Annotated in this window: 24 protein-coding genes and 1 pseudogene; all 25 read right to left on the reverse strand. The window is 45.3% G+C overall.

The window, feature by feature from the left end; all coding sequences use genetic code 11:
- A partial coding sequence (locus tag AC1U9U_RS08740; RefSeq protein WP_479960196.1) for a DmsC/YnfH family molybdoenzyme membrane anchor subunit occupies positions 1-175 on the reverse strand: 175 nt, incomplete at its 3' end.
- A 15-nt stretch (positions 176-190) separates the two neighbouring features.
- Positions 191-736 carry a 4Fe-4S dicluster domain-containing protein gene (locus AC1U9U_RS08745; protein ID WP_479960174.1) on the reverse strand — a complete coding sequence of 182 codons (546 nt, stop codon included), beginning with the start codon at positions 734-736 and terminating at the stop codon, positions 191-193.
- A gap of 3 nt (positions 737-739) precedes the next feature.
- Complete coding sequence (locus AC1U9U_RS08750; RefSeq protein ID WP_479960175.1) at positions 740-3,082, reverse strand: molybdopterin-containing oxidoreductase family protein; 2,343 nt, start codon at positions 3,080-3,082, stop codon at positions 740-742.
- A 66-nt stretch (positions 3,083-3,148) separates the two neighbouring features.
- Positions 3,149-4,288, reverse strand: coding sequence for a YncE family protein (locus tag AC1U9U_RS08755; RefSeq protein WP_479960176.1), 1,140 nt, complete (start codon positions 4,286-4,288; stop codon positions 3,149-3,151).
- Entirely contained in the window at positions 4,275-4,949 is a 675-nt protein-coding gene (locus AC1U9U_RS08760; RefSeq protein WP_479960177.1) for an ABC transporter ATP-binding protein, read from the reverse strand. Before AC1U9U_RS08760 ends, AC1U9U_RS08755 begins: the two co-directional genes overlap by 14 nt.
- A 1-nt stretch (position 4,950) precedes the next feature.
- Entirely contained in the window at positions 4,951-6,150 is a 1,200-nt protein-coding gene (locus AC1U9U_RS08765) for an ABC transporter permease (RefSeq protein ID WP_479960178.1), read from the reverse strand.
- A 95-nt stretch (positions 6,151-6,245) separates the two neighbouring features.
- Positions 6,246-6,671, reverse strand: a complete 426-nt coding sequence (locus tag AC1U9U_RS08770; protein ID WP_479960179.1) for a DUF4418 family protein — start codon at positions 6,669-6,671, stop codon at positions 6,246-6,248.
- A gap of 221 nt (positions 6,672-6,892) precedes the next feature.
- Positions 6,893-7,714, reverse strand: a pseudogene (gene spo0A / locus AC1U9U_RS08775) (sporulation transcription factor Spo0A).
- A gap of 275 nt (positions 7,715-7,989) precedes the next feature.
- On the reverse strand, positions 7,990-9,249 hold the full coding sequence (spoIVB, locus tag AC1U9U_RS08780; protein WP_479960180.1) for a SpoIVB peptidase: 1,260 nt from the start codon (positions 9,247-9,249) through the stop codon (positions 7,990-7,992).
- A gap of 205 nt (positions 9,250-9,454) precedes the next feature.
- A complete protein-coding gene (gene recN, locus AC1U9U_RS08785; protein WP_479960181.1) occupies positions 9,455-11,122 on the reverse strand; it encodes a DNA repair protein RecN in 1,668 nt (555 codons plus the stop codon).
- 29 nt (positions 11,123-11,151) lie between these two features.
- Positions 11,152-11,604 carry an arginine repressor gene (gene argR, locus AC1U9U_RS08790; RefSeq protein ID WP_479960182.1) on the reverse strand — a complete coding sequence of 151 codons (453 nt, stop codon included), beginning with the start codon at positions 11,602-11,604 and terminating at the stop codon, positions 11,152-11,154.
- A complete protein-coding gene (gene mnmM, locus AC1U9U_RS08795) occupies positions 11,601-12,182 on the reverse strand; it encodes a tRNA 5-(aminomethyl)-2-thiouridylate-methyltransferase MnmM (protein ID WP_479960183.1) in 582 nt (193 codons plus the stop codon). The genes argR and mnmM overlap by 4 nt, the downstream gene beginning before the upstream one ends.
- Positions 12,175-12,990: an NAD(+)/NADH kinase gene (locus AC1U9U_RS08800; protein WP_479960184.1), complete on the reverse strand. Its 816-nt coding sequence runs from the start codon at positions 12,988-12,990 to the stop codon at positions 12,175-12,177. Before AC1U9U_RS08800 ends, mnmM begins: the two co-directional genes overlap by 8 nt.
- An 8-nt stretch (positions 12,991-12,998) precedes the next feature.
- On the reverse strand, positions 12,999-13,805 hold the full coding sequence (locus tag AC1U9U_RS08805) for a TlyA family RNA methyltransferase (RefSeq protein WP_479960185.1): 807 nt from the start codon (positions 13,803-13,805) through the stop codon (positions 12,999-13,001).
- On the reverse strand, positions 13,798-15,693 hold the full coding sequence (dxs, locus tag AC1U9U_RS08810; protein WP_479960186.1) for a 1-deoxy-D-xylulose-5-phosphate synthase: 1,896 nt from the start codon (positions 15,691-15,693) through the stop codon (positions 13,798-13,800). Before dxs ends, AC1U9U_RS08805 begins: the two co-directional genes overlap by 8 nt.
- Positions 15,671-16,276, reverse strand: a complete 606-nt coding sequence (locus tag AC1U9U_RS08815; protein ID WP_479960187.1) for a hypothetical protein — start codon at positions 16,274-16,276, stop codon at positions 15,671-15,673. Before AC1U9U_RS08815 ends, dxs begins: the two co-directional genes overlap by 23 nt.
- Before the next feature lie 23 nt (positions 16,277-16,299).
- A complete protein-coding gene (locus tag AC1U9U_RS08820; RefSeq protein ID WP_479960188.1) occupies positions 16,300-16,743 on the reverse strand; it encodes a divergent PAP2 family protein in 444 nt (147 codons plus the stop codon).
- Positions 16,744-16,751: 8 nt separating this feature from the next.
- Positions 16,752-17,621, reverse strand: coding sequence for a polyprenyl synthetase family protein (locus AC1U9U_RS08825; RefSeq protein ID WP_479960189.1), 870 nt, complete (start codon positions 17,619-17,621; stop codon positions 16,752-16,754).
- A 7-nt stretch (positions 17,622-17,628) separates the two neighbouring features.
- Complete coding sequence (xseB, locus tag AC1U9U_RS08830; RefSeq protein ID WP_479960190.1) at positions 17,629-17,874, reverse strand: exodeoxyribonuclease VII small subunit; 246 nt, start codon at positions 17,872-17,874, stop codon at positions 17,629-17,631.
- 26 nt (positions 17,875-17,900) lie between these two features.
- Positions 17,901-19,112, reverse strand: coding sequence for an exodeoxyribonuclease VII large subunit (gene xseA / locus AC1U9U_RS08835; RefSeq protein ID WP_479960191.1), 1,212 nt, complete (start codon positions 19,110-19,112; stop codon positions 17,901-17,903).
- A gap of 110 nt (positions 19,113-19,222) precedes the next feature.
- Entirely contained in the window at positions 19,223-20,173 is a 951-nt protein-coding gene (locus tag AC1U9U_RS08840; protein ID WP_479960192.1) for a magnesium transporter CorA family protein, read from the reverse strand.
- A gap of 471 nt (positions 20,174-20,644) precedes the next feature.
- The gene (locus tag AC1U9U_RS08845; protein WP_479960193.1) at positions 20,645-21,280 is read right to left on the reverse strand and encodes a cyclodeaminase/cyclohydrolase family protein; all 636 of its coding nucleotides are present in this window, start codon (positions 21,278-21,280) and stop codon (positions 20,645-20,647) included.
- Positions 21,280-22,134, reverse strand: a complete 855-nt coding sequence (locus AC1U9U_RS08850) for a bifunctional 5,10-methylenetetrahydrofolate dehydrogenase/5,10-methenyltetrahydrofolate cyclohydrolase (protein ID WP_479960194.1) — start codon at positions 22,132-22,134, stop codon at positions 21,280-21,282. Before AC1U9U_RS08850 ends, AC1U9U_RS08845 begins: the two co-directional genes overlap by 1 nt.
- A gap of 158 nt (positions 22,135-22,292) precedes the next feature.
- Positions 22,293-22,493, reverse strand: coding sequence for a DUF2442 domain-containing protein (locus tag AC1U9U_RS08855; protein WP_479960197.1), 201 nt, complete (start codon positions 22,491-22,493; stop codon positions 22,293-22,295).
- A gap of 63 nt (positions 22,494-22,556) precedes the next feature.
- On the reverse strand, positions 22,557-23,183 hold a 627-nt coding region (locus AC1U9U_RS08860; protein WP_479960195.1), incomplete at its 5' end, for an FAD-dependent oxidoreductase.

Consider the following 23,183-nt stretch of genomic DNA (forward strand, 5'->3'; position numbering starts at 1 on the left):
CACCGAGACCGACTAAAGGCAAAACGGCGATACCGCCCATCCTTAGTTTTTTTAAGGCAGCTTCGTTTAAAGATGAACCAAACATATACTCTACCAAGGTTATTACTAAGGCCAAGCCGATCGCCCATTGACCAAAAACCGTAAATAATACTAATGGAAACTCCCAAGTACCCATGTAAAGACCTCCTCTCTATTTTTTAAATGCTTTCGCCGGATTGATTATTATTGATGGTCCGGTAATTTTTGCGGCGGGGGTTACGGGTAGTTCCTGAACACCGGCATATTTGGCCTTTAATTCCTCTATATCCCCGGCAACAAGATTACCCCCTGGGCAAGCTTCCACACAGCGAGGCTCTAAGCCTTGTTCAATACGTTCTTTACAATAACTGCATTTACTGGTTTTGCCCTCTTCCGGATCATATTGGGGGACTCCATAAGGACAAGCCATAACACACATCCGGCAGCCGATGCATTTGCTATGATCTTGATAAACAATTCCATTCTCTAATTTCGTGTAAGCACCGGCCGGACAGTTAATCAAACATTGTGGATGCTCACAATGGTTACATCCCATCGATATCGTTGCATGGGAAGCAGGGTTTTCCGTATCGAATTTCCGCACCTTACGCCAGCTTACACCGGGAGCGGTTTTTTGTTCCGATTTGCATGCTACCGTACAGGTTTGACATCCGTAACAGTTTGCCATATTGATATAAAAGCCAACTTGTTTAGCCATAAGTTATGCCTCCTTCCTTACTTCTACTAATGTGCTGTTACAACTATGGCCGCCGCCCAATGGCTCCACAAAGTCACTGGTTACGTAACTGCTGCTGCCGCCATGTTGCTCCCACCAGCCATTTTCCAAGGCAATTACTCCTTTTTTAATATGATCTTTAACAATAGCCACACATTTGTGTTCACCACGATCATTGAAGGCTACTACCCGGTCTCCGTCCTTAATCCCACGAGCTGCAGCGTCTTCCGAATGGATAAGCATATGGGGAGTCGCACCGGCGGTTTCCAGAATCCAGGGTAAATTACCGAAGGTGGAGTGAATAGTCCGGTTAATTTTTCTTTGTACAGCCATCAGGGGGTACTTGGCAGCTAGTTCTTTATCCCCATTGATAAACTCATTGGGTCTGATATAGCTGACAACCGGCTTAAAGCCTTTAGATTGCCACATGGGCATAAACAATTCGGCTTTTTTGGTGGGAGTTTTAAAGATACCGTCTTTGTAAGGGATATAAGGATCCGGGGTACCCTGGACAGGACCTTTTTTAATCTGCTCTAAGGTGATACCTGTGCCTTCAAGACATACCTCGATTAACTCATCGGGAGTCTTGTCAAAGGCTTCACCGAAACCTAATTTTTTGGCCAGCATAGCGAAAATTTCTAAGTCCGACTTAGCCTCACCTGGTGGTTCGACAGCTTTCTCCATGTATTGGACAAGGTGGCTGCGGTTGTGGGCCAGCAAATCTGTATACTCGAATATTGTGGTATTGGGCAAAATCAGGTCGGCATATAAAGCCGTTGGGGTCATGAGGCTATCAACAACGACTACAAAAGGAATTTTCTTTAAAGCAGCCTTAACTGCATTGGTGTTGGGAAACTGGGTCATTAGGCTTGTCGTCATCACCCACAGGAAGCCAATCTTATTCGGCTTGTCGGCTAAAATATACTCCCCAAGTTTGGGGGATGGGATGGACCCGAACTCACCTTGCGGTTTTGGCGATTTAATAGGATTATTGATCTTAAGGTTTGTTCCGACTCCCCCCGCATCACAGATCCCATTACCGGCCTTACCCCAGTTACCGGTGAATACTGCCAAATAGAACTGGATGCCTACTGCATAGGAACCATATTCCGTACGCTGGAAACCACCCATATTGGTGATCATCATGGCCGGTTTAATGGTGGCATAATCGTGAGCAAGACGAATCACGGTTCCGGCAGGAATGTCTGTCTCTTCTTGAACCTTTTCCGGGGTCCAAACCTTAGTCTCTTCATAGATCAAGTCAAATACTGTGGTGTATTTATCAGCAATCTCTGTACCCGCTAGGCTTAGGGCCGGAGAGATACCTGCTGCATCATGGGCAACAATGGTTTTGCTGATTTGGTCATAGACCATATAAATTGTCTCGCTCTCATCAGCTTTTACTTGGTTTCCGGTAGCCTTATCTACCAAGAAATGAACGCTGCTATGCTTCTGTAAGAAATCAAGATCATAGAGCTTCTCTTCGATAATAATCTTTAACATACCCAAGCCAAGTGCTGCATCGGTTCCCGGCAGAACAGGGATCCACTCATCGGATTTTGCCGCCGTTTCACTGAAACGAGGGTCAATGGTGACCATTCTGGCACCGTTATCCATAGCCTTCATATATCTATACATGTAGGATTGCATGGTTACTGCCGGGTTTGTTCCCCAAACCAGGATGTATTTGCTGTCCTGGATGGTATCCCTGGTATCTTCGTAACGGGAACCAAGCATGGGGGGCATGGTAGTAGTTACAACCTGACAGCATAGAGATCCTACAAAAGGTGTTGTTCCGCCAAGATAATTGAAAAAGGCACTTGATACGGGGTTTACTAATTGACCAAAGTTCCCGGAGCCACCCTTATAGGCGATTCCCTGGTTGCCGAGTTCCTTCTGGGTTTCCTTAATTTTGCTTACGATTAGATCCGTTGCTTCATCCCAGCTGATTTCTTTCCATTTGCCCTCACCTTTTTCACCGGTTCTCAGCATCGGCATTTTGATTCGATCGGGATGATTGACCCATTGTACCCGGCTCAAACCTCTTAGGCAGGCTTTAGTGGGATCGGCTGTATTGGCCTCCACTTTCACTAATTTTCCATCAACAACATAGCCTTTCAAGTTATGATGCAGGCACTCCATTGTGCAGCTGGAAGTGAACGTTTTCGCATTAGTTAGATCTGCCGGGGCTCCTTCTACAACATCAGCCCAAGTACCGGCTATTCCGGCACCGCCAAGAGTAACTGCCGCTGCCGCAGCACCGGTACCTTTAATAAAGGTACGTCTTGACATTTTGGTGGTTTCTTTTCCTTTGTTCTCAGTTGTCATGACCGTTTCCCCTTTCTCCTTTGTTTTTTTTGATTAAAAATAAATGTACTAGTGCAGAAACAGATACTAATTATTAACATAGACAAGAGCTTTAGGTGTTACACCGGCTTGAATAGTATCCAAAATTGTATAATCACCGGTATCTACAACCAAGACCGTGCCCCCAAGCAGATCGGCGATATAAGCCTTTCCTCCATCCCGTGAAAGAACGATATCTCCCGGCTGACCCATTAATTCGCAAGAGCCGATAACTTGGCCGGTCACTGATTTTAGCCCCCATAGTTTCGCATCATTTTCCGTAACCACATAGATTACACCGCCATCTGGGGACGAAGCAATACTTACCGGCTTTTCACCTACTTGAAGCTTGTCTATGCTACCACCCCCCTTCAAATCCATACTTAAGATAAAATTATTGATAGCTATTTCATTGCCGGCGGCAGAAACATATAATCTGTTATTATCTGAGCCGGCGAAGATCATCTTATTAATTCCAAAAGCAGCGTCAAAGGTTTCAACTTCTATTTCCTTTTGAATATCAATAACCGCAACATCCCAAGTGCCCATATTCCCTACATAAATCTTGCCTCCAGCCTCATCAAGCACTATAGCTGAGGGTTTACGACCGGCACCCATTGGCTCACCGAATATATCGCTGCAGCAGTCCGGTGGTTCAATTCTTTCTTCAAAGCCAAAGGTATTTAAGGGATAAAAACCCACCATTGAACGGAGAGTTAAATCAACGATACTTACTCGATTAAGGTAGTAATCAAGAACATAGAGAATATCGCCTGTTGCTTTAATCGTCATGGCCACCGGCTGATTACCAATGGCAATCTTAGCCTCTATCTCCCCGGATGTAGTGCTTATTTTGTACACATCACCGGAGCCGCTGTTGGCTACATAAACATATTTTTCATCCGGCGATTTTGACAGGGCAATTGGCTTTGCTCCAACGGGAATATGCTTGACTGTTTCACCGGTTGCCAGGTCGATAACTGCTACCTGATTAGTAGTGTACAGGCAAATGTAGAGAGCCTCCTTTGGCATTTCCTTTTCCTTTTCGCTAGGCTCCGTGACTGGAACAGAGGGGGTACCTGGCTTTTCCGGAGCCGGGTCCGTAGTACACACCACTTTCGTGCAGGCGGTTAAGGTTAAGGCCATAATCAGCAGCAATAAGGGAATTATCTTGTTATGCCTTATCATTCTTTACAAGCCTTCCTTCTTGCATAAGGTAGCGTCTCTTAGCACATGCCGCCCATTGGGAATTATGGGTAACCATCACAACCGCACCACCTCGTTGGATAACCCCTGCTAATAAGTCCATAACCTTCCCTGCCCATATTTCATCCAAATCATTAGTGGGTTCATCAGCAAGGACTAGCTGCGGGTCATTGATTAATGCTCTGGCAATAATCAACCTGCGGCGCTGACCAACACTTAATTGGCTGGGTAGAAAACTCCGCCTTGCACTCAGCCCCAATTCCTCTAAGAAGAAGGCTATTTTGGCTTCATCCGGCTTCTTGCCCTTACTTACACTTAGAGCAAACCGTAGATTACCTTCCACCGTTAAAGCCTGAAAAAGATTGGTCTCTTGGAACACAAATCCGACCAGATCCCTCCGTAGCTTAGTTACTTTCCTATCTGCTAAGCTGTGCAGGTTATGCTCGTTTAAAAAAACTTCCCCCCCGCTGGGCATCAATAAGCCGCTCATGATATACAGCAGGGTACTCTTGCCGGTACCGGAAGGTCCTTCGATGGCCAGAAAATCGCCCTTTTCAACTGTCAGTGAGACTTCATTCAGCGGGCAGACCACTTCGCCCATTTCATAGGTTTTGCTGACCTTTTCTAAGCGACAAAGACTCATATCAGTCTACCTCCCCTCTGGCGATTGCTTCTTGGGGATCCAGTTTCGAACTTTTCCAAGCCGGATACACCGCGGCGAAAAATCCCAAAAGCAATGCTACAAATACCCCCAGCAAACCATTACCCAGAGCGGCACCCCAAGACCATTGGCCCATCGGTAAACTCAGCGCACTTCTTAAGGTGGTTAAAATTGAATTGACTCCCAACACGCCAAGGATGCTTCCGGCAATACCGCCCGCACCTGCCATAAACCAGGCTTCCAACAATATAAGCTTGAACACCTCAGTTCTCTGCACCCCAATCGCTCTAAGGAGCCCGATTTCCTTTCTTCTTTCCCTGGCCAAAGCACTAAAGCGACCAATTAGGGCTAAACCGGCAACAAAAAATACTGCGAGCCACAAACCAAAAATCAATTTGCCAACAATAAGTATCTGTGACCGCATGGAGGAGACCACTTCGCTGGTAGCTACCGCTTCTAAGGTAAGACCCAGATTATTTATTTCTTCAGTGATTTGAACGGGATCATAGCCCTCCGTAGTTTTAATCAAAATTGCCGAAATCAGGTTTTCCGGCGTTTCCTTTTTCCACAATCCTTGAAGATAGGGGCTATTCTTGGCCAATTCCCTGGCGACATCAATATTCATAAAAATCGTTTCATCCATGCCGCTTCCGGTTGGGTAGAGGCTGCCAACAACCGTGAAGACTCCGCCTAATACCGATGCTTGGTTACCAAGGAAGGCGGGGATATTTCCACCAATAATAATTTGGTTGTCTGCCAAAGCCTTAAGATTGTGCTCATTTAACCAAGGTTCTAAGATAAAATCCGTTGCCGGGTCGTAACCGACCAGTCGGGTTGCACCACCGATGGAACAACAACTTTGATCCAAAGTTTGTGTAAAGAACTGAGGAGTAAGTTTCTCTATCCCTTTGACTTGGGCAATTTGTTGAGTAACATCTTCAGGCATATAAATATTTACCGGTTCTGCCGTAAAAATCGTTTGAAAGGCATCGGCATTGCTTTTATTCGGTAGGACGATAATATCCGCTCCTAACCGATCATTTGACAGCTTTAAGCCTTCTTGTAAAGTAAACAAGACCGAAAAAGCCAGGACAAAGGTCAATACGGTCAAAGCCGTTATCGAAACCGTCAGGATGGATTGTCCTTTGCGACGGATAACATTTTCCCAAGCTAAAATCCACATGCACTACCCCCCCTAAATAGTAATATATTTCACAATACCGGATGCCACCTATCCCAAATCTCGCGGATTGTTAAATCCACAGAGAATTCAATTTATTATCCTAGCTGCTCTTCCTTGCTTTTATCAAAAAAGGAGATTATTCCTAAAACAATAGTTAAAGCCCCACCGGCTCTTAACCAAAATGCTGTCCCATGACAAGCCATGACTTTTTTACAGACTCCAATTCCGATTATCGATTCGTAGGTTACCGCAATGAGCATGATTCCTAAAGCAATAATCATTACAGGGTTATTTTTTTTCGTGATAAGTGAATAAACCGTTTGCACGAATAAAAGTACCGCAATTAAAGTTGCCGCTTGAGCCGTGTAAAAACACCTCATATGTACCATATTGCCGTTAGCAAGTTCTAAAAGGCCATCACATACCGGTGCCCATAAATAAACGGCCCCTAAAACAGCTGCGACAATAACCAATAATCCAAAATTCAGGTATTTGAGGTGTTTTATAGATAAGCTTTTCATTACATGCCCTCCTTCGGTCTTAAATATTGTTCTCACTAGTATAAACGTTTAAGACTCAAAAACCTTCCGGTATTTTGCGAAAAATATTTTTTTCTTTTTTCTTTGCAATTTATACTCCGATTACACTTAGACCAAAGTTTCAGTAGTAAAAAATACCTCTCTCGCAGACCAAGAAAGGTCTGAAGAAAGGTATTTTACAAACACATATTAATTCCCATGCCCTACATCATTTTCGCCATTCTCAGCTTATCCGCTACCATGGCGATGAATTCGGAATTGGTAGGCTTACCCCGGTCGACATTGATGGTATAGCCGAAGAAACGATTCATAAATTCGATATTCCCCCGATCCCAAGCCAGCTCAATAGCATGGCGGATGGCTCGTTCCACTCGACTGGGGGTAGTATTATATTTATTGGCGATCAAGGGGTAGAGTTCTTTTGTCACCGCTCCTAATAGGGACACTTCCTGTACGACACTAACAATAGCATCTCTTAAGTACTGATAACCTTTAACATGAGCAGGCACACCCATTTGATGGATCATGCGAGTTACTTCCACTTCAAGATTACGGGAACCGGTACTTACCATATTCACGGAATCAGAAGGGGCGGAAGCGACGGCAGGGGCATGCACCTGATCCTCGTTGTTATTATATTTTGTTAAGGGTATAACACCTTGCAATTGGCGGATTCGTTTTCCGAGGGTCTCCAAGTCAAAGGGCTTTTATATAAAGTAATCAGCCCCCAATTGGACAGCCCGTTTGGTCATACTTTCTTGGCCGAAGGCGGTCAAGATAATAACACGGGGCTTTTTAATATCACTTTGTAATTTTTCTAAGACCCCTAAGCCATCCAAATGGGGCATTATTATATCTAAAATCACCAAATCAGGTTGTTCACGGTAAATTAAGTCTAGGGCTTCATTACCGTGGTAAGCAATTCCAACTAATTGCATATCCGCTTGGCGTAAGATATACTCCTTTAAGACTTCGATAAACTCCCGATTATCGTCCGCGAGTAATACTCTGATCGGCTTTTGCATAAAAACTGCTCCCCCTCGCTCGAATACAACGTCCTTTGCATTTCGACATTTGATAATAACTTTCCTGCTAAAGGAAATAAATTTTACAAATCTAAACTATTTTTTCCACATATTCTGAATTATAGTGAAACGCATAATATACTAATACAGTATATCATTTAAAGTTAACTATTCAATAGAAGTTTTTCTATTATCTTAATCTTCAAGAAAATATTGTAAATATCGACAGAATAATAAAAACCATTGAGGCAAATTCAGCCCCAATGGTTTTTAAGTTATGCCGCTTCCTTTTTACTTACAATGTCCGCATCCTTAAGCATATTTTGAATAAAAACTCCATAGCCCCGGCTGGCGTCGTTAACAAAAACATGGGTTACTGCACCAATGATTTTGCCGTCTTGAACGATCGGACTGCCTGACATCCCCTGGATGATTCCACCGGTCTTCTCTATCAGCACCGGATCCGTGACTTTGATAACCATGTTTTTGCTATCGGTCCTATTTCGCATAATTCGTTCTATTTGCACATCATATTCTTCAATTCGTTCCCCTTCCAAGACAGTATAGATTTTGGCCGGACCTTCTTTAATCTCTGATTCCCAGGCTACGGAAATAGCTTCTTTAAAATAAGGATTGTGGATTTCTCCTTCTAAAGTACCGAAAATACCTGAAACAGTGTTTTTCTCAATGTTTCCGGAAAACTTGGATTGATTAACGAATGAGCCAATTTTTTCTCCGGGATTTCCCCGCTTCCCTTTCTCAATGGCATAGATTGTAGAGGCAACGATACTTCCATTTAAAATTTCGATTTTTTGATTGGTATCTACATCGTTAATCACATGACCTAAAGCTCCGTATTTTCCTCTAAGAGGGTCATAAAAAGTAAGTGTTCCTACTCCTGCCGCTTCGTTTCGTACATAAAGCCCTACGCGATGACGTTTTGTTTCCGTACAAAATACCGTCTTAATTCTCTTCAAACTTTCTTGACCGTTGTGGTTAATAAGGATTTCCGCATAACCTTGTTTTTCTCCGCCTCGATGAATGGCATTAGCCACTTCTTGGTCGCTGCGCATCTCTTGGCCATCGATTTTTAAGATTACATCCCCAACTTGGATTCCGGCTTCTTTGGCAGGATAAATCGTCTTTCCCTCTTGATTTTGCACTGCTGCCTGTCCAACTACCATGACTCCCTTGGCTTGCAAGCTTACCCCGATGGATTGTCCGCCGGGCAAAAGCTTTAAATCAGGCATTACTTCAACGGTACTGGATTTTAGGGAAATTAAGCCAAAGAGTTTATAAGTGACTTGAACTACCTCTGCTTCCCCTGTGTTGGCTGCCATAACCGCGTCGGATTCCGAAGCTTTTACTTCTTCAACGGCAATCAAATTGGATAAGATTCCTGTGAGTTCCGGAAAACTACGCTGACTGGATTCTTGAAGTTCAGGCAATTGCGTAATTTGATGAAGCGTTGGATTAAGACTGAGAAAGGTACAGATAAGAACACTGGCGAAGACTATGGCTCTCTTCGTTTTCACTCTCTTATCACCCTCCGTCTTTTTGTCTCCCCATGTTCTTCCTTTCCCTCTTGAAATTTGTTTTTTTTGAGACCCAATAATAAATTAACCATCATGCTTTCTTTTCATCCTGTCAATTCTGTTCTGGTTTACCAAATAAAAAAATAGAAGGCCAAATTCGCCTTCTATTCTATAAAATCTCCATAATATTATTTTTCTATAAGGTTTATTGAATATTTTTCCGCATTTTTCGAGCATGCTCCAAAGCAATGCTGTCTTCATCCCCGCCCAACATGCGGGCCAATTCATAAATTCTTTCTTCTTCAGATAATAAGGAAATCCTTGTTCTGGTCCGTCCATTAACGATCTCTTTTTGAATACCAAAGTGCTGTTCCCCAAAGGCCGCAACCTGTGGGGCATGGGTTATACAAAAGACTTGTTTGCAGTTAGCAATCTTAGCTAATTTATCCCCTACTTTTTGAATGGTTCGTCCACCCACACCACTATCCACTTCATCAAAGACAAAGGTGCCTACACTTTCGATTTTAGACAGGAGGCTTTTGAGGGCCAGCATTAGGCGGGACATTTCCCCACCGGAAGCCACTTTGGCCAAAGGCTTCGCAGGTTCCCCCATATTGGCGGAAAAATAGAATTCTACTTCTTCCGCACCACCGGCCTGAGGTTCTGCAACCGGTGTAAAACACACCTCAAAACTACTTTTTCCCAAGCCTAAATCGGCCAATTCAGTTTTTAAACCTTCGGCAAGTCGTTGGGCTTGGATACTCCGTTCTTGACTCAACTCTTGGGCTTTAACCTGATATTCCTTCAGGCACTTTGCCTTATACTTAGCTATTGTCTCTAATTCCGCCTGCAAGTTGGTGATGGTATGGAGTTCCCGAGCCATCTCCTCCTTGGTCTGCAAAACCTCTTCCAGACTATATCCATATTTACGCAAGCGTTGCAATTGAATTAAGCGTTCTTCTATTTCATCTAACCGTCCAGGTTCAAACTCGAAGCCTTCCCGATAGGAACTGACTTGAGCGGCTAGGTCTTCTACCAGGTAATATATTGATTCAATCGGCTCCAGCATATTACTGCATTCTAAATCATAACGGACAAGGTCCTGAAGGGCCTTGCGGCAGCGACCGATCTGATCAAAAGCAGAGGACTGTTGACCGCCCTCATAAAGAAGGGAATAAACTTCGCCAATAATGCTCATGATCTTCTCCGAATTCACCAGCCGCTTCTTTTCTTCTAACAAGTAATTTTCTTCATCTGGTTGAGGATTAACCGAGTTAATCTCGTCAATCTGATAGCGTAAAATATCCTCGCGGCGTGCACGCTCTTTTTCACTTTGAAGAAGCTGCTGTTCTTTATTAATAAGACTGCGATAGGTGCGGGCAATTTTGTTTACTTCCTTGACCAGTTCAAGTAATTTATCGCCGCCAAAGGCATCCAGCAAGCCCCGATGACTATCGGGGTTAAAAAGCGATTGGTGCTCCATCTGCCCATGAATGTCTACTAAGCCTTGAACCAAAGTTCGATAAAGCGTCAAAGGGACTATTCTTCCTTGAACCCGACAGCTATTTCTGCCATTACGATTGATTTCTCGTGAAAGGATCAACTGGCCTTCCTCAACGGGGTAACCGGCTTCCGCTAAACCTTCCAGAACTTCTGTAGGACATTCTGCAAAGACCCCTTCAACCAAAGCCTTATCCTGGCCATGCCGGATGAAATCCGCACTGGCTCTTCCTCCCAAAAGCACTCCGAGGGCATCGATTAGCATGGATTTACCTGTACCGGTTTCACCGGAAAAAATAGTTAAACCCGCAGAAAAGGATAATTGAACTTCCTCCATCAGGGCGAAATTTTGCACATGGATTTCTGTTAACATAATACCCATCTCCCCTTTGACAAAAGGCTCTACTCCATAAGCTGAGTGATCCGCTCCCGTATTGTGGGTACCGCACTAGGCGGCTTGATCACTAAAAGGATGGTATCATCCCCGGCCACCGAACCAATCACTTCTTCCCAATTGCTGTGATCAATCAAGCTTGCCAGTGCTTGGGCATTGCCCGGAATAGTTCTCAGAACAATTAAATTTTCGCTATCATTAATAGTAACCACTGTCTCTCGCAACCGCCGCCGCAAACGATCCGGAGTACTAAGGGGCTGAGCCGTACCCGGAATTGCATAACGATAATCATCATCCGCAGTAGGTACTTTGATTAACCCCATCTCCTTAATATCCCGCGAGACGGTTGCTTGGGTTACATCAAACCCATCTTTTCGTAACCACTCCGCAAGCTCTTCTTGGGTGTGGATGGCTTGATTATTAATAATCTCTTGGATTTTCATCTGCCGACGGGTCTTCATGGCCTATCCCCCTTGTTTTTTTGAACCAAAAGCCAATAAGGTGCATCTTCAATCTGATTAATATATTCACCACGTAAAACACTGTACTGCCGACCCGGTAAACCGGCTAAAAACTCTTCGAGAGCAATAGCCTCCGCCAAACCACCGGGATGCCCCCGATAGACCGTAAGAGCGATCAGGCCATCCTTACGGAGCAGCTGAAGCACAGCAGACAATGCTGCCAAGGTGGAAGCCGGTTGAGTAGTAATCTCCTGACTATGGCCCGGCAGATAACCCAGATTAAACATGGCAGCTTGTACGGGTTCAGCGACCTTTTCCAACAATCGCCCGTGATCCCAGTGATGCAGGCGTACCCTGGAATCTAATTGATGGGTTCTAAGGAGCTCCAAGGTTTCTTGAAGAGCAGCTTCCTGAATATCAAAGGCATGAACTAAACCCTGTTCTCCTACCTGTTGAGCTAGAAACAAGGTGTCTCGTCCCCGACCGGCCGTTAGATCTAAGACCACATCTCCCGGTTGAATATTGGTAATAAGTATTTTTCTGATAAACCCCTGAATATCCTGAATGCGCTTACTCATGCCACCGGTCCTTTAGTTTCTCCCGTACCAGATAGGGAAAACTCCTTTTACCCAAACGTATCAATAGGGCTGAAAGGGGCGCCTTCTCGATACAGACGGTTTCTCCGAATTTCATCACCAGGTGATGATAACCGTCAAAATTAACGATACATTCTTCTCCCCGTACTAACAGGATCTCAATCTTTTCCTTACCGGATACGACCATTGGGCGGGCAGACAAGGAATGAGCAGCTAAAGGAGTAAGTAAAATTGCTTCCACATTCGGTCCCAAAATCGGACCTCCGGCGGATAAGGCATAGGCGGTGGAACCGGTAGGCGTGGAAATAATTAAGCCGTCGGCCGGATAGCTTACCGATGGTTCTCCGGATAAATTAGCCTGGAGAGTAATCATAGCTGCCCCAGGATCTCTTAAAAACACCACATCATTCAAGGCATGGAAAGTACTCTGTCGTTGATCCAAGTCTGTTATTACAGCGGAAAGCATGAGACGTTCTTGAACGGTGTATTCGTGATTGATGACCTTTTCTAAAGCATCGAAAACTTCATTTCTTTCAATTTCACATAAAAATCCTAAGCGGCCCAAATTAACTCCCAAGACAGGGATTCCATAAGGTGCAGCCTCCCGTGAAGCTTCCAATAAAGTCCCGTCCCCGCCTAAGGAAATAATAAACTCAACTCCCTGAGTGGTGATTTCCTCCCATTTAGTATAAACCTCCCACCCACGTTCACTAAACCAAGGGGCGATTTGTTCGGCTACGGCAATGGCTTCAGTCTTACTTCGATTAATCCACAAGCCGACTCGGTCCACGCATTTCACTACCTTCCTTGTTGAGCATCTTGGACAATCTCTTGAATAAGCTCCCGCCAGGACAACCCTTTTTCATCTTCACGGGCCAACCAAGCAAGGTATTCGATATTCCCCTCCGGTCCTTTGATCGGCGAGAACTCCACCCCTTTAACAACCAATCCATACTTCTCTGCTTCTTGAAGCACATATTCCAAGACCCAAATATGAACCTGTGGGTCCTTGACAACACCTTTTTTACCGATATGTTCCCGTCCAGCTTCGAATTGGGGCTTGACCAAAGTGATTACCTGACCATCTTCTTTAAGGATCTCCAGCATTGCCGGGAAAATCTTGGTAACTGAGATAAATGCTACATCGGAAACCACAAAATCTACCTGTTCCGGCAAAGACTCATGGGTTAGATAGCGAGCATTGACTCTTTCCATACATACCACCCGGGGGTCCGTCCGCAACTTCCAATCCAATTGACCATAGCCCACATCGATAGCATAGACCCTTTGGGCCCCGTTTTGTAAAGCGCAATCCGTAAAGCCACCGGTAGAAGCTCCAATATCAGCGACAACCGCGTCTTTTAAGCTAACGGGAAATACTTTCAAAGCCTTTTCCAGTTTTAGGCCGCCCCGAGAAACATAGGGTAAAAGGTCTCCTTTAACTTCTAAAACTGTGTTCTCCGCCAACTCCAGACCGGGCTTGTCCAGACGTTGCCCATTACTATAGACCATTCCTGCCATAATGGTAGCCTTGGCCTTTTCGCGGCTGGGAGCTAAGCCCTTCTTGACAAGCAATACATCCAGCCGTTCTTTACCTTTAGACACTGCTTCTTCCCTCAATCCGCTGCAAAACCTTTAATCGCTCAGCCGCCTTGAGTATACCCACAACAGACAAGCCATAGCTTTGATGCAATAAAGAAATAGCTCCTTGTTCTACAAATTCATCATAGCCCAGACGTTCCACTACAACATCTGCTAATCCTTCATCTGCCAGAACTTCGATAACGGCACTGCCCATACCACCGGCCAGCATATGATCCTCTACAGTGATTAGACGCTTGGTTTGCCTTGCATAACGGAGAATTGTCTCGACATCTAAAGGATTTAGATAACGCAAATTGATTACCGTAGCCTCAACCCCACGATGATGAAGTTCTGCCGCCGCAGCCATACAGGTATAAACCATCGGACCAACACCGATTATGGTTAAATCTTTACCTTCGAGAAGGACCTCTGCCTTGCCGATAGGTAATTCTGTCAATTCATTGCTGAGATCCACACCCTGACCTGCAGAACGGGGGTAACGCAAGGCCACCGGCCCGTCAAGTTTTAAGGAAGTATAAAGCATATGGCGCAACTCATCTTCGTCCTTGGGTGCCATAAAAACTAAATTAGGAATAACCCTTAAAAAGGAAATATCGAATACACCGTGATGAGTGGGGCCGTCATCACCCACAACTCCGGCCCGGTCAATCGCCATTACCACATTAGCATTAGGTAAGCAAACATCATGAAGAACTTGGTCATAGGCCCTCTGGTAAAAAGTTGAGTAGATGGAAACAACCGGTTTCAGCCCGCCAAAGGCCAGTGCCGAAGAAAAGGTTACTGCATGCTGCTCGGCAATTCCTACATCAAAGAACCGGTCGGGAAATTGTTTAGCAAAAAGATGGAGTCCGGTCCCACTGGGCATCGCCGCCGTAACCGCCACAACCCGTGGGTCCTTTTCCGCGATCTGGCAAAGTGTCTCACCAAATACTTGAGTATAGGTCGGGGGAGCCGGTTTCTTGATGATCTCACCGGTAATCTTATTAAAGGGACCAACCCCGTGAAAGGCAGTAGGATTTTTCTCTGCCGGCCCATAGCCTTTCCCCTTTTGGGTGAGAGCATGGACCAACACCGGCCCTTTTACATGCTTGGCCTGCTCCAAAACCTGTTCCAAAGCCCCTTGATCATGGCCATTGATAGGACCAAGATAAGTAAAGCCCAATTCCTCAAACAATAACCCCGGTACCAGTAAATATTTCAAGCTATCCTTGGCCTTCTCCGCTGCTTTGGCCATTTTCGTACCAATTCCGGGAATCTTTTTCAGCAAATTTTCAATCTCGTCTTTACTGCGATCATAGCGTGGATCTGTACGCAAGCGGTTAAGGTAGGAGGACATAGCTCCCACATTATGAGCAATGGACATCTCGTTATCATTAAGGACTACAATCATTCGGGTTTTAGAGTGACCGGCATGGTTTAAGGCTTCAAAAGCCATTCCTCCGGTCATAGCCCCATCACCGATAACGGCTATTACTTGAAATTTCTCTCCATTAATATCTCTTGCCTTAGCAAAACCCAAGGCGGCAGAGATGGAAGTACTGGAATGCCCCGTTTCAAAAAAATCGTGAGGGCTTTCCGAGCGTTTGGGGAAACCAGACAAACCGCGATAAAGCCTTAAGCTCCTAAACTCTTTTTGCCTTCCCGTTACTAATTTATGGATATAGCTTTGATGCCCTACATCCCAGATGATTTTATCCTCGGGACTGTTAAATACCCGATGTAAGGCCAGGGTTAGCTCAACAACCCCTAAGTTCGGGGCCAAATGCCCTCCATTCGTGGAAACCACATCCACTATTTCATCCCTGATCTCTTGGGCAAGCACTTCCAGTTCGGCGTAAGTCAACCCTTTGAGATCTTGAGGTTGATCAATTCTTTCGAGAATCCCCATTATGCTTCCCTCCCTTCCGTTTCTTTTCCGTAAATGACCATCCTGTCAGACTTTCGAAGCGGGCGATGACACTTCCGACCTGCCCCATAATCTCATCGGCCTTTTGGATAGCGAAAGTTTTGCCGAGAGCCTTTCCGGTAACGGTAACGGAAGCCACCAGGGCAATCATCAAAGTATTAAACCAAATTTCCTGGGCTTCCAAGGTGGGATAAGTTCTCAGAATTTGTATAACTATGGAGGCTGACATACCTCCACTCAAGGCACCCGTTACATCCCCAATTATATCATTGGCAAAATTCGCTACAGTATCCGCATGCCGAATCAAAAAAAACGTTTGGCGAGCCCCGGGAACCCGGTTGGCCGCTTTGGCATGATGTGGCTTCTCAGTAGCAGCAGTGACAGCGATTCCGATTATATCAAACCCGATATTAATGATAATAATAACCAGTAAAAGGATTAGAGCAATAATTATATCGGTCTTCCTCATTAAAAGCTCAGTCCCCAAACCGGCAATGACTGCTAATGTAAAACTAAGAAGGAAAACAAATAGAATATGCTTCCAACTCTTTCTCTTATACCCCAAAGGTTACCCTCCAAAATCTTCGATTAGATAAAAATCCCCACGATCAGGCCGACAATCGCCCCGGCAAAAACCTCAAATGGGGTATGACCGATCAGTTCCTTGAGCCGCTCTTGGGAGAGATGATCCATTTGTTGGTACAATCCTTCCACTAGTTGATTGATCACCTCAGCCTGTTTGCCGGCAGCTCGCCGTACCCCTGCCGCATCATACATTACAATCATCCCAAAGATTACGGCCACAGCAAAAATCGGCGAATTCCAGCCATAGTATTTTCCCACACCAATGGCCAAGGCACAGACAGTAGCCGAGTGTGAGCTGGGAAACCCTCCGGAACTGAAAAGAAAGCCCAGATCAAAGGTCCTGTGCAGGGCAAAGTTAATGATCAATTTCAAAGTTTGGGCAATCAGCCAAGCCAGAACCGCAGATATTAAAACTGTATTATCAAGAATTTCCGCAATGTCGCTCATGCTTCACCTCAATGCTTACGTTGAGCAATATAGTCTGCTAATCCATGAAGAAACCCCGCTCTTTCACCAAGTACTTCCAAGGCCGCGTGGGCTTCTTCTGTTTTTACCATTAGCTCATGTTTGGCTCCATCGAGACCCATTAATGAGGGATAAGTAGACTTATGTTGACGAAGATCGCTCTGAGCAGGCTTACCAAGAGTTTCGCTATCGCTCTCTATATCCAAAATATCGTCTTTGATTTGAAAGCCTAAACCGATCGCCTGAGCGTAGCGGGTTAAAGCTTCAATTTTTTCCTCAGTTCCCCCGGCCAGAATTGCTCCCAAACGAGCTGAAGCAACGAGCATAGCCCCTGTTTTTAAGCGATGTATTCCTTCCAGTTCAAAAAGATTTAGACTTTTATCCTCGGCTTCCAAATCGGCAACCTGTCCCCCGACCATCCCTTCCGGTCCGGCGGCCTGTGCCATTTCACGAATTACCCGCAGTTGGCGCTCGGGGGTCACCCCATTAATCGACTGGGAAAGCAGTTCGAAAGCATAGGTTAAAAGGGCATCCCCAGCCAAAATAGCCTGCCCTTCCCCAAAAACTTTATGATTAGACAAGCGGCCTCGCCGATAGTCATCGTTATCCATAGCCGGAAGATCATCATGAATTAACGAATACGTATGGATCAATTCAATAGCACAAGCCGCGGGCAGAATACTTTCCGCCTCACCCCCCACTGCTTTCGCAGATGCCAGAGCTAGAACCGGACGAATCCTTTTCCCACCGGCGGCAAGGGAGTATTTCATACTATCGGTCAAAATCCCCCCTGCCCAAGGGATTCGGTCTAGATAGGTTTCCACCAGCTGGGTATATTCCTCAAATTCCTTTTGAAACATTCATGAATCATCCTTCCACTGGAAAATCAGCCGGGCGAATTTCCAGTTCCCCATGGGGATTTTCCAAAAGAATTTGCATTTGCTTCTCAGCATGGTCAAGCATACTATTACAATTTTGGACTAGCTCGATTCCCTGGCGGAAAAGATTCAGAGCCTGTTCAAGCGGAACTTCCTTTTGCTCCAACTCCCGAACAATCTTTTCTAATCGTTCGATGCCCTCTTCAAAAGTTAATTCTTTATTTTCAATTTCCATTAAGTATTCCCCTTTAAGCTTTCTCATTACCTGAGATCAACATTCTTGGCTAGTACCGCACAGGTGAGTGCCCCCTGCTGTAGCCGCACTTGCACCTGTTGGCCAAGATCGACTTCATCACTACTGCGGAGAAGGTTTCCTTTCGGACCATAGGTCAGGGAGTAACCCCTCCCCAAAATTGCCAAAGGACTCAACAAATCAAGCTTTGCGGCCAATAGTTTTAGTATACCATTTTTATCAGAAACAAATCTAGTCATTCCTTGCTCCAAACGATCACCAAGAGCATCTAGCCGCTGACGACTTTGATCGATACGCCAAAAAGGATTGGATAGGGGGCCGATTCCGGCAAGACCGTCCAGCCTCTGTCTTTTCTGCTGAATCTGCGTAGCCATATTGCCACGGAGCCGAGCCTCCAATTGCTCAAGGTTAGTCTTTAATTCCAGCCGGACGGGAACCGCCAATTCAGCTGCCGCTGATGGGGTAGGTGCTCTTAAATCCGCCACCATATCCGCGATTGTCACATCGGTCTCATGCCCTACAGCCGAGATTACCGGAATGCCGGAGGCGGCAATAGCCCGTGCCACTTCTTCCGTGTTAAAAGCCCATAGTTCTTCCAAGGAACCCCCACCCCGTCCAACAATAATTACATCCACTTTTGCTTGTTTATTTAGACGGGCGATGGCTTGAGCCACTTCTAAAGGAGCGCTTTCTCCTTGAACTGCTGCTGGAGCTAAGACCCAGGAAATTTGAGGATTCCGTCGTTGCATAACTTTAATAATATCCTTAATGGCTGCCCCGGTGGGACTTGTCACAATTCCTACTCGACGTGGATATTTGGGTATAGGCCTTTTTCTCTCTGCCGCAAACAATCCTTCACTTGCTAAACGCCCCTTAAGCTGCTCATAAGCTAAATAAAGGGCCCCTACTCCACTTGGCTGCATCTCTTCCACATAGATCTGGATATTGCTATCTCGTTCGTAGATACGAATACTTCCTCGCACCAGCACTTTCATGCCATCCTGAGGAACAAACCCCACTCGCTCAGCACGACTGCGAAACATTACCCCTTTTAGGCTGGCCGAGGCATCTTTTAATGTAAAATACCAATGCCCGGAGGGGCGGTGATTTTTATAATTGGAAATTTCACCGCCTACCCAGCAATTGATAAAGTCAGGATTTTCATTGAGGGTTCGACCTATTTCCTGGGTTAATTCCGCAACGGTCCAAATCTTTGGCACATTTTTCACCTCTACCCCATAATACACAATACCTTAAAAGCTTGGCAAGATAAAGCTCTTGCATTCTTAGCCGCGAAACAATCAAAAATAGGGAGGTTTCCCTCCCTAAGTTAGAACATTTTCTTCTTCCACAAAACAAAAGCACTAATTCCGCCTATAAGAAAGGCCATTACCAGTACAAAAATAAAGCCAAAGGGATTATCCTCGAATGGAACAGCAACATTCATTCCCCAAAAACTAGCTAACATGGTGGGCACCGCCAGAATAATCGTCATGGAAGCCAAAAACTTCATCACCATATTTAAATTATTGGAGATAATCGAGGCAAAGGCATCGGTCATACTGGTTAATATAAGTGAATACATCTCAACCATTTGGATGGCCTGATTGTTTTCGATGATTACATCTTCTAAAAGATCCTCATCCTCTTCATACATCTTGATCAAATGAGAACTCTGGCTATTTGAACGCAACCGTAACAGCCGATCCATCACAACTCCGTTAGAACGGAGAGAAGCGGTAAAATAAGTTAAGCCTTTTTGTAAATCGATCAATTGGAAGATCTCTTTGTTTTTCATGGATTGACGAAGGTCAATCTCAATCTCATCAGTGCGCTTGTTGATCTGCCGCAAATACTTCAGATAATAAGTAGCCGACTTATAAAGTATCTGAAATAAAAACCGTGTTCGTTTGGCCGTATTAAAGTTTCGGCAACTTCCCCTGTTAAATTCAGAGAACACCGGATTGTTTTCCAAACATACAGTGATAATATGATCCTCGGTTACGACCATACCCAGCGGCAGTGTGTCATAGTTAGTATCATTAATCATGAGTGGTATATTGGTAATCACCAATATACAGTGGTCTTCAAGCTCAATCCGGGAACGTTCTTCCTCGTCAAGGGCCGCTCTAAGCAAATCCAGTGGTACATCTGTCGCTTCAGCCACCGCATTAAGTTCCTCGGTTGTTGGATTCACACACTGAATCCAGGAGCCTTTAACCAGATTCTGCAAGGATAGTTCTTGATAATTACCAGCATCATTTCTACAAATTTTGAGCATCCGGTCTCCCCCTTTAGGTGGCCGGCTGAATCAAAATCCTCTCTTCTAAACCGGACACACCCCAATTTTCAGTAAAAATATTCATTTTCGGTCGACTAGGGCCTCCAGCGTCCAGTTTAATCACCATCCTATTATTTTCTAGTCATTACATTAGAACTATACTCCTTCCATTAAAACCTGTCAATAAGCTGCATCCCGACAATGCTTCATAATCCCTGATTTTATATATTAAAATACCATCAAAAATGTGACTTCTTTTTGACACAGACTTTACGGAAAATCCCTCATTCCAGTATTCCCTCAAAATTACACTTCAATAAGATCCGACCCTTATTCTTCGCTCAGGATGACAGGGCTGTTGTCTACCGAGCGATACGAAGTATCTTGACCATAAAAAACGGGGCCGTTGCTTGTCAAACAATCTGGTTCGTTTGCAACAGCCCCGTCCCCAAAATCAAAATATACTTTCTTTTACAATCTGCTTTGCACCACGGCTACAGTTTCGTTTTTTAGCTTTTCGGCCTGAGCAAAGAGCCTTTCCCGTTCGGCCTTTACTTTCTCCTGATAACCGCCATCCTTAACTTGAGGTAGATTGATGTCTACACTGAACATAGCAGCCTTCAGGGCGCTTTCGGCTAGATAAGCGGCTACACCCACATCACTGATAGCCCCTTTATTGCCGATGGGGGCCAGCTCTTGGGCCAATTCCAAAACCGCATAGCAATTTTGGGCGATCCCTAAGGGTGTATCAGTAGCCGAAACCAGCACTTCTTGCATCTTGGCGGAACGAGCCTGTTTTTGCTCCTCAGTATCTTTGGGAAGCTTTAGCACCGCCATAAAATTGGAGAATTCCTCAATGTCTTGGGTCAAGCCGTTTTTCAGATCATCCAAGAGCTTTTGACCCTTTTCTAAGATAACTAGAGCTTGGGGCTCCACATCTTTATATTTTTCCTTGCCAATGGTCAAATTGGCGACCATGCACACCATAGAGGCAGCCAAAGCACCTACGTATGCAGATACACTTCCGCCACCGGGAGTAGGGGCCGAACTAGCAGATTGAGCCAAAAATTCAGCAGTTGTCCATTGCCAAACTGTGTTCTCGGACATTATTTTCCCTCCTTACGCTGTAAGGCTATCCCTTTAAGCACATTTTTCATAATTAAGGCTGTAGTTAAAGATCCTACTCCTCCGGGTACTGGGGAAATCAAGGAGGCTACTTCCTTTACTTCTTCAAAATCAACATCACCGCAGATACCGCCGGGAATCTCATTAATTCCGGCATCCACTACTACAGCACCGGGTTTAACCATATCCTTCTTGACAAGTTTCGCTTTGCCCACAGCGGCGATAACGATATCGGCCTGGCGGGTAAAGGCTCCCAAGTCAGGGGTACGGGAGTGACAGATGGTTACAGTGGCATTGTGTTTAAGGATCAGGAATACCAATGGCTTGCCAACAGTCTCGCCTCGGCCAATAATCACCACATGCTTACCGGCAATCTCCACTCCGGAACGGAGCATGATCTCAATACAGCTTTCCGGGGTTGCCGGGAAAAGACCTTCTTCCCCACTGAGAATATAGCCCCGATTGATGGGATGCACTCCGTCCACATCTTTATCGGGACGAACGGCCGCCATCACCCGTTCTTTGGAGATATGCTTCGGTAAGGGCAACTCGATCATAATACCATGAACTTCCGGATTGTCATTGAGAGAATCAATCAAAGTCAATACCGATTCTTCCGAGCTATCTGCAGGTAGAACGGAAAGCTCAAAATCGATTCCCAAGCTATCACTGACCTTCTGCTTGGACTTGGCATACACCACAGATGCCGGATCGTCCCCAACGAGAACCACAGCTAGCTTGGGGTTAACCCCTTGTTCCTTCCACCTTTTCACTTCTTCCTTAATCTCTTCTTTTAAGACTTTGGAAATCTCTTTGCCGTCTAACAATTGAGCCAAGAAAAACCACTCCTCTCTTATATATGGACTACACATAGACGCCAAGGTAGTCCTAAGCCGTCTATACTATTCTCCATCCTAGTCAAAATACCCTTCGCCAAAGAGCGAATTCTCACATATTTTTTGCCCAATTTAGACTATTCTCAAAACCATGTATGTTATGCCGAATCACCGTTTGGCCATTCCACCGAAAGTCCGGCAACACGAACAGCATTAAAGATGTCGTCATTTAGTAGTTCTTTAAACAAACTAAAGCTGAAATAGGGCTTTACATCAAAAATGCGGCTTTCGTTGTTACTAAATGTAACAAGAATTTTATAGTCATCGAGAGCCTTTACAGCGACTGCTCTTGGACGTATAAGGCATTTATATAAAGAACCCTAGTCACTCATAACGAGCTACCAGGGTTCCTCTTTGTCTAATTACTTATTCATAAGGTAGGCATTGATTCCGGCAGCGGCTTTTTTGCCTGCTCCCATTGCCAAGATAACAGTTGCAGCACCGGTAACGATGTCTCCGCCGGCGAAGACGCCTGGAATAGAAGTTTCCAAGGTTTCTTCATTGACGACGATATTGCCCCATTTGTTCAGTTCCAATCCTTCCGTGGATTGGGTAACCAGGGGATTGGGACCTTGCCCAATGGCGACAACGACCGTATCTACTTCAATGTCAAACTCCGAGCCGGGGATAGGCACAGGGGAACGGCGGCCGGAGGCATCCGGTTCTCCCAGCTCATAGCGGAGGCAGGTAAGGGACTTGACCGCACCTTTTTCATCCCCTTGAATAGCTACCGGGTTGGTCAAGAGCTGGAATTTAACCCCTTCTTCCTCGGCATGCTCAAGCTCTTCATGACGAGCAGGCATTTCCGCCCGGGAACGACGATAGACAATGCTGACCTCTTCCGCACCCAGGCGCAGCGCTGTACGGGCGGCATCCATGGCCACGTTACCGGCACCAAAGACAGCGACTTTCTTACCCACTTTAACCGGGGTCTTGTACTCAGGGAAACGATACCCCTTCATAAGATTGGTACGGGTTAAGAACTCATT

It is taken from the genome of Desulfitobacterium sp. (genome assembly GCF_982384815.1).